At 41.0% G+C, this 8,392-nt stretch carries 6 protein-coding genes; 3 read left to right on the top strand and 3 right to left on the bottom strand.

Features of this window, described 5'->3' with window-relative positions; translation table 11 throughout:
• The first annotated feature begins 103 nt into the window (after positions 1–103).
• The gene (locus tag JW841_09970; protein ID MBN1961264.1) at positions 104–343 is read left to right on the top strand and encodes a hypothetical protein; all 240 of its coding nucleotides are present in this window, start codon (positions 104–106) and stop codon (positions 341–343) included.
• A gap of 555 nt (positions 344–898) precedes the next feature.
• Here the strand turns inward: JW841_09970 and JW841_09965 are convergent.
• Entirely contained in the window at positions 899–2,662 is a 1,764-nt protein-coding gene (locus JW841_09965; GenBank protein MBN1961263.1) for a hypothetical protein, read from the bottom strand.
• 246 nt (positions 2,663–2,908) lie between these two features.
• Here JW841_09965 and JW841_09960 point away from each other — a divergent pair, with 246 nt between their 5' ends.
• Both JW841_09960 and JW841_09955 read left to right on the top strand, forming a co-directional pair.
• Positions 2,909–4,039 carry a peptidylprolyl isomerase gene (locus JW841_09960; GenBank protein ID MBN1961262.1) on the top strand — a complete coding sequence of 377 codons (1,131 nt, stop codon included), beginning with the start codon at positions 2,909–2,911 and terminating at the stop codon, positions 4,037–4,039.
• 149 nt (positions 4,040–4,188) lie between these two features.
• On the top strand, positions 4,189–4,767 hold the full coding sequence (locus tag JW841_09955) for a hypothetical protein (GenBank protein ID MBN1961261.1): 579 nt from the start codon (positions 4,189–4,191) through the stop codon (positions 4,765–4,767).
• 5 nt (positions 4,768–4,772) lie between these two features.
• Here the strand turns inward: JW841_09955 and JW841_09950 are convergent, their stop codons facing one another.
• Both JW841_09950 and JW841_09945 read right to left on the bottom strand, forming a co-directional pair.
• Entirely contained in the window at positions 4,773–6,239 is a 1,467-nt protein-coding gene (locus JW841_09950) for a S1 RNA-binding domain-containing protein (protein MBN1961260.1), read from the bottom strand.
• Positions 6,240–6,395: 156 nt separating this feature from the next.
• Positions 6,396–8,156: a PTS sugar transporter subunit IIA gene (locus JW841_09945; protein MBN1961259.1), complete on the bottom strand. Its 1,761-nt coding sequence runs from the start codon at positions 8,154–8,156 to the stop codon at positions 6,396–6,398.
• Positions 8,157–8,392 lie beyond the last annotated feature (236 nt).

The raw sequence follows: 8,392 nt of genomic DNA, 5'->3' as shown, positions 1-8,392 counted from the left end.
CTTGCAGTCGAAATGACATTCTTTGTTTCGCCCAGACTTTTTGAGAAGTTACATTTGCATCATTTATTTTGGCATCAATGCATCATTTAATTATGATATGCATATGAAAACAACCATTGATATTCCTTTGCCTTTATTGCGCAAAATACGTGATATCAGACACCAAAACCATTGGACTCTAACGCGTACAGTACAAGAACTCATCAGCCGCGGGTTAAAAATGAATGAAAAAATACCAACTCAACCTTCCCCTTTTCGACAATGGGATACCTTGTGCATGAACGCACGCATTGATTACACAGACAAAGAAGCTTTAGAAAAAGCTTTGGAAAAATATCAATGAATACGTCAATAGACACATAAATCCTTCTTTACGCTAAAGATGAACAAAGCGCCTTTCATAAAAAAGCACTTACCTTTTTAAACACGCTTTTTGAATCTGACAAAACAATTTGTCTGACCTGGGATATTCTTTATGCCTATATCAGAATCGGGACAAATCCCTCCATATTCAAAAACCCGATACCTCACAACAAAGCTGCTGCCGATGTCAACCAAATCATCAATCATCCCTCTGTCAGATTACTCACCCCTTCATTAGAATCATAGAAGCTGCTTTATCAACTCATCAATAAATTTCACCTTCGCGGGCCTGTGATATACGATGCTGTTATAGCCTCCATATTAGAAGCCAATGAAATTAAAACGATCTACACCCATGACAGGGATTTTTGGAAATTCCCCGCATTAAAACCCGTTGACCCTTTTTAATTTTCCTAAGCGCTAACCGCAGACATAGATTTATTTAGGGTCGCCACCATAAGCACGATTTTGGGTGAGGCTAAGTTAGGGCGTGTTAAAGTCCGGGATTTTAAAGACACGCCCTGATATGACTAGTTTAAACTCGTAGCCTAAATGCACGATTTGAAGGTGTAGGTTTTTTAGGGGCAGGCGATGGTGGCGCAGGTTTAGGCACTGCCGGTGGAGTATAGCTTAGGCTTTGAAGTTTGCTAAGCGCTAAGGCACTATAACTGCGAATAGTAGTCAGATCAGGTCGCCCTGGGGCAAGATAGTTGGTAGCAATAAAAGCACAGCACAATTCTATAGATGGCGATAGCGTGTTGTTTAAAGAGCATGCAACTATAGTATGCAAAGTATTAGCAGCATTTATAGCAACAGCATGTGTAGCATAGTTTTGTTTTAATTCATTAAGGTGTGAGGGTGAAAGTAATTCAGCGTTAGGCACTGATAATATACTGCCACTATTGATTATTTGGATATCTTGCTCATTTATATCTAGCGTAATCATTGATAGTTTTTTGGGAGGCTGAATAATTTGTTCACCAGCCCAATTAATAACCGCATCAGGAAAAAATATTGCACCAGGGTTGTGAGATAGGGCAGTCACTTCTAATGCTATGGTAATGCTAATAAGTTTAGAGCCAATTAAAGATAGCAAGTGAGCAAGCCCATAATTATAGTTATCACCAAGATCATGATCAAGGCGTAATAAAACAGGAGCTTCTGGTGGTGATTGCCAATCTAATAAACGCTCATCAATTACACTGGTGTCAAGGCGACCGCAATCAATTATTTCAAAGTTAATACCATCAATTTCATGGCGCATGATACCAACAGTACGATCAGCATTAGCTCGTTCATCCGCTAAGCGTTCATCAGTCTTTAAAAAATCAGCACCTAACGCGTAAAGAGAATCTTCATCGATTTGTTGTATATCAACATCATTCAATATATTTGCAGCGTTTGCTTGTGCCCAACTTGTAATTGGGTGACGCAGTTCACGGGTATATGGCGAAACACAATTAGTAATATTGGCAGGCCCTAGCCATAAATGTATCTCTCTATGCAATAAACCCATTTCAGCGATAGTGGCAACGATACGTTCGGATTTTTTGGTGACGATGTTTTTGCTAACCGTATTATCAAAATCAGCATGCACCAAAATAGTGGGCATTTCCCATTCATGTAATAAAAGGGGCAAAAGAAAACCGTTGCTGTCTAAATTGGCTTGTTTAAGCAGCGCTTCGTCGACTCCAATATTAAAAGCTAACTGAGTAATAGTGGCTGCTAGCTCTTCTGCAGATGGTTCATCAGTTAAATCAAATAAATCTATGTTGTCATCATCATCGTTGTTGCTATCATCGGCAAAATCATCATCATCGTTGTTGTCATCGTCATCGTCATCGTCATCGTTTTTGTCATCCTGCTCATCAAAATTATTGTTGATTTTAGTCAGCGGATGAAGTTCACGGACTTTTTGTAACTCGTAAGCTATAATGCAACATTTTTTAATGAGGCTAATAAGTGAAAACAAACCCAAGCGTGCTTCAAAAATCAATGTACCATCTGACAACATACCAACAATGGTATTTCCCGCATTAAGTGGCGTGTGGGTAAAAGCAGCCACGCGTGGTACTATTAATATTTGTGGTGTTGTAAAAAATTCTTCTGGCAAGTTTTTTAGTGTTTCTACCAGGGCTTCGAGGTCTAATTGACGAAGGTTATTTAGTTGTGGGTGTGAAGCAGGAGCTAACACCGCGTAACTTGGCAGTAATTCGTAAGGGTCAATTTCTCCGAGATGAGCGGCCTTTTTTATTAATGTTTCAAATTCTAAAGTTGCACAAGCAAATAATGTCGTCATTTGATCGCCATTAAACAGTACTGTATTTGCATGCGCAAGCACTTGTTAGTTTATAAAAGGGGTAATTTTTTTAAGGTTAGCAATAATACTTTGGCACAAGATTTTAAATGCACAAGATTTTAAATCGTCTTGACCCCGCTATATCCTGGCGAGTATGCTCTGGTCCCTATTGTTTAGAAAGATTTAAACGGAAGTGTGATGGCAAAAGTTGCGGGCAATAATTTTAGGAGAAAAACAATGCAATTGATGAGTATCAAACTGTTGGCGATTTTAGTGTTATTTAGTGCTTGTGGTATTAGTGACAGAGATCTGGTTGCTAAGGTGAATGGCGAGGGTATTACCAAGCAGCAGTTTGATAGTGAAGTTGAGCGCAATCTCCTGCGCTACAAGAGCCAAGGTCGTCAATTACCACCAGGTATTGAAACACGCATTCGCGAGAGTATTTTGCGGCGTATGATTAATGATAAAATGATCGAGATTAAAGCAAAAGAACTAAAAATTGAGGTCACAGATCAAGAGGTTGATGCCAAATTTAATGAAAGTAAAGCACGCTTTCGCACCCCTGAAGTTTTTGATGATTATCTAAAGCGTTCGGGTAACACCATTGAGAGCATGAAAAATGAACTGCATCAAAATATGCTACGAGAGCGTTTAGTTGAAAAAATGTCTGGTGTTATTGAGGTTAATGATACTGATATAAAGAAGTACTACGAAGACAATAGTCGACGTTTTATGGAACGTGAGCAGGTTCACGCAAGCCGAATTCTTTTTAGCTCTCCGAAAACCGCTAAACCGGCTGAGAAGAAAGCTGTTGAAAAAACAGCCAAGAAAGTTTTGGCACAGCTAAAGAAAAAAGGTGCTGATTTTGCAGCGATTGCTAAAGAAAATTCGCAAGGTCCCGAAGCAAATAAGGGTGGTGATTTAGGATGGCTTACTCGTGGGCGTATGACCCCCGAGTTTGACAATGTAGTTTTTGGACCAAAAGCTCCAGCAGCACAAGCTGGCACGCCCGCAAATCCAGCAGCTACAGCAGCATCAACGCCAGATAAAAATGATGTCAATAAAGAAAAGACCTCTGAAGCGGCAGTGAGCCAAGGTCTTGCTGTTGATGCAATATCAGATGTGATCGAAACCGGATTAGGATATGAAATTATTAAAGTACTTGAGAGAAAACCTGAACATATACGACCACTTGAAGAAGTAAAAGATAGTATTAAAAGCTCTTTGCTTGCTCGCAAACGCAATGAAAAACGCCGTGATGTCTTGCGGTTATTAAAATCAGAAGCCAAGGTTGATCAGCTAGTTAAATTTGATGTTCCCCCAGTAATGCCCACCGTAGTTAAACCAGCTACTGCACCAGCACCAGAATCGAAGTGAGTGCCTAATTTTATAAGCTAGATCACTTTTTGTTAGTAGCTATTCCTTTTAATTCTGCATATAGCTTGCTGATGACTGTCACATTGGAGTAGTATGCGGATCTACTCCAATGTAGGTGTAAATTGACTAGTTGTGGAGTCAAAGAAGTAATGGTTGAGCCAGCAATACGAGTCAAAATTGCTAAAGCTTTTATCAATACTGTCAGAGTTACTGAACCAAATTTGCTTAAGCAATTAGTATATAAAACAGCTTCTGATACTGCAGATCTTAAAACATATGCGATACAAGTTGTTGAAAATGATTGGCTGCCCCTGTGGCGACAAAAGCATTTTAATGACAGTATGTTACAGGTTATTGGTTTCCCGGCTTTTCGTTTATTGTGGCGGCAAACCATGTTGCGCCTTGTTGATGGCCCCACCTTAAAACCACTTTTTGATGGCGCCATAACCTTATTTGGTCGTACTCCTCAAGCTTTAACAAAAATCGTACCACGTATTTGGTCTTTGGCACTTAGAGACGTTGGGCAAGTAAAACTTGAAAATTCAGTAAGTTCTAATCAAGCCTGTTTAAAACTTGAAAATGTTCCGATCGCTGTTGATGACGGTTTTATTGAAGGCGTGGCTGGTTGTTTCGAGGCTTTTTATGATTTGTGTGATGCCGATGGAAAAGTTGAAATTGCGTCGCAGAAAGCGAGCACTCATCAAATTGTTTACTTGCTGAATTGGTAATAAAGTTAACGTTTGAGTTTTTTTGCCCGTAACAAATCGCCTAATGTACCTAAGCTTTTTGAAGTATTGCTTTGTGACTGATAGCTATCTACTAACTGACGCTCTTCGGCTGCAACACGTGCTTTTTTAGATACTCGCATTCGATTACGGTCATCATTTTCTAAAACCACAAGTGCATGAGTGCTGCCAATAGCAAAAGCTTTCGCAAGATCAGCGCCAGGTGGTGTACCAGTTTCAGCAGCTGGTAATAAAGCGCTAGCGCCACCTTCAAGTCGCATAAAAATACCGTAACGTTCAACGCGCTCGACTGTACCTTCAATTAAGGTGCCAGGAGCTAATGATAAATTATCTTGTACTACTGCTTCTTTGAGGCTTAAACCAATACGTTGATCTGCTTCATTTACACTGAGAATACGTACGCTTATTTCTTGACCAACTGATAAAATGTCACTCGGGTGACGTACGCGTTTATGACTCATTTCACTGATATGAATAAGACCTTCAAGACCTGGAAAAATTTCAATAAAAGCGCCATATTTTTCGATGCGGCTAACCTTACCAGGTAAGCTATTACCTTCGATTAACTCACTATGATGTTCAATAAAAGGTAGTGGCAAGGTGGCTTTGCGTGACAATGCTATACGTGGACGATCAGGGTGTTTGCTATCTGGTTCGATACGTAAAATTTCGACAGTTATGACATCATCTAAATGCAAGACTGAACTTGGGTCATCAATGTGAGCGTGGGCGATTTCTGAAATAGGTAAAAGGCCTTCAATACCGCCAAGATCAACAAAAGCGCCAAACGTTGCTAATCGTGTTACTTTTCCTTCAAGGCGCTGACCAATATCTAATTTGGCAAGCAATGTTTTTGCGTGCTTGCAACGCTCTGCTTCAAGTAAAGCACGTCTTGATAGCACCACATTGCGGCCACCCTCACGCACCTCTTTGACGGCAAATTGTAAGGTTTTACCAATATATTGTTGCGGATCTTCAATAAAGTTAAGGTCAACTTGACCGATAGGACAAAAGGCACGAATACACCCGACGCTTATTTCAAGGCCACCTTTATTAATTGCAGTGACCGTACCTTCTACCGGTAGTTGCGAATGCACCGCCTGGGTAAGCAGCTCGGTACTAATTGTGTTACGACCAAGTTTTTTACTAAGTTGTATGCCGCTTTTAAGCGAAATAACAAAGGCATCTATTTTATCGCCTACCTTAACAGTAAGTTTGCCATCCTCATCTAAAAAGTCATCTTTAGCAATAACCGCTTCTTGAGTAGGGCTTATTGCACAAAAAATATCTTCTTTGCCCATATGAATAATACGTGCCGTAACATGATCACCAACACGAAGGCGCAATGATTTTTGTTTGTTACTAGCTTCAAACATAGAAGCAAAGTCTTCTTCTACGTTATCGAATACGTCACTTTTATCATGGTCAGAATTTGTAGATTCAAGCTTGCTCATAAGCCCGCCTTTTTTACGCGTAATTGCAGCATGAGGCAATGGTTTGAGAAGATTTATATCTGGCAATTATAATGGTATAAAAAAAAGGGTGCCTGATGATGTAACAAACTGTAATTAAAGAGTATTTACGTTTAAATGAATATACGTTTTTTTTATTTAGGAAGCATGATTTGATGCCATTGCTTGATCGTTTTCTTCATCGAGGTAGTAATTGAAGCTAAGCGCATCAGAATCATGCAATATCTCATGAGCATGTGCCGGGCTTTTAGCATGGAATAGGCGTTGTTTTATCTCGGGGTCAAAGCCAATTGTTTGGGCAATAGCTGCTAATACTTCAAGGTGACGGCGTCTTTGATCTGGTGGTGTAGCAAGCAGCACAATGCAATGTATTGGCTCGCCGTCAGGAGTTTCAATCGCCATACCCTTACTGCTTAAGCCCATAACTCCGTACATTTGCTTGCAGCCGGCTAGTTCGCCGTGGGGTATGGCTAAGCCACCGCCAATGCAAGTCGAGACCTCAGCTTCTCGCATCATTACCATCTTGCGCAGTTCTTTCTCATCAACTTTGATAAGGCGATGAGAGCGTACCAGAAGTGCCACCAAACGCTCGATGGCTTCTGCCATATTTGCAGCGTTTAGATTGGTAATGATATTTTCTTCTTGTAAAAAATCGAGTAAGCGTGAGCGGTCTTGCCCGATATCACCACTTTTAGCCAGCGACCAGCGAGTCATTACTGGTCCCACCAACTCATTGATAGTTACCGCCATAAGTACTACCGCCCCGAATAATCCCGATATTGAAGCGAAAGTCGGATCTTCTTGAAGTATCACTACTAAGCCAACGGCTACGCCGGCTTGCGGGATGAGTGCAGGTCCGAGATAGCGCCGAATGGCCTTAGTTGAGCGAGCCAGTTTCATTGCTAAACGCGCCGATAAAAGTTTACCTAAAAGACGAGTTAGAAAGTAGAGTAAGGCCAGAGTCACCACGATGGACGCTTGATCCAACACTATATGCATACCTGCCAAAGTAAAAAAAACAGCGAGTATACCGGGTTCGAAGTCTTCGAACATAGAGTCAAGTAACCGTGTTTTTTCAGGGGTTAAGTTAGTTTGGACAAAACCTAAAGAGAGGCAAGTTAATAGCGGTGAAATTGCTAAAAAGTTGGCAAGCCCCACAGCTAATAATAATGAAATAGTAGCTGCAGTAGCTAAACGCTCACGGCCAAGGGTTCGAGCAGCTACTAGATGCATAGCCACACCAATACTGGCACCGATTAATATTGCAGCAAACAAACCTAATGCTGCGCGCGATAGTCCGTTAGCAAAGGTAGACCCTTCTGCTCTAGTTGCGGCAAAGACTCGCGCAATTTCAAACATAATTATGCAAGCTAGGTTATTTAAGGCGACGGCGGCGATTAGGGTCTTAACAAAAGTGCCACGTGCGCGTGTTTCTTTAACTAAAGCAACAATTGTAGCTGGCGCGGTAGCAATGGCTACGGCTGCAAACAAAAAACCGTGAGTCCAGGGCAGACCGAGTATTAAGAATACGGTGAGAACGATAAGTGGAGTTACAATAGCTTCGCAAAGAAATAATAAAACCAAGCGATGGCCAGCATTACGTAAACGATGCCAGGTTAAGTGCCCGCCAATAGTAACAGCGATCAAGCCCATGGCAAAATCGGTAATCGGGGCGAGCGAGTGCAAAGGCTCGACACCGAATAAATCAAACCCAGCTCGACCGATGATAATACCGCCAATGATTTGCCCGGTCATACTCGGAAGGCGCAAGCGTTTGGTGATAAAGCCGCAAGACATACCTACAATGATAATGATTGCTAGGGTAAAAAATGGTCCGGCATGATGAAGGTCTAGCACCTTGGTATGAGTCTGGGCTTCATTGATTAGCTCATTGAGCATATTCTCTCAATGGCAATATAAAAGTGATAAGTAAAGCGTATACTTATAAAAACGATTAATAATAACGTTACTTAGGTGGCATTGAGTTGTTGCATTAGCAATTGCATCGCTTCATTTGACAAAACTACCCTACATCATTTCAAAAAAATGGTGTCAAACGTTAAAAAAAGTGTCGCAAAATGCGACACGCGACATATTTTAAGACATTCATCAACATAAAATCAGCTAGTTATAGT

It is taken from the genome of Deltaproteobacteria bacterium (assembly GCA_016931625.1).
Classification (GTDB): domain Bacteria; phylum Myxococcota; class XYA12-FULL-58-9; order XYA12-FULL-58-9; family JAFGEK01; genus JAFGEK01.
The sequence above is the reverse complement of the archived record's forward strand: the minus strand, read 5'-3'. Positions and strand labels throughout refer to the sequence as shown.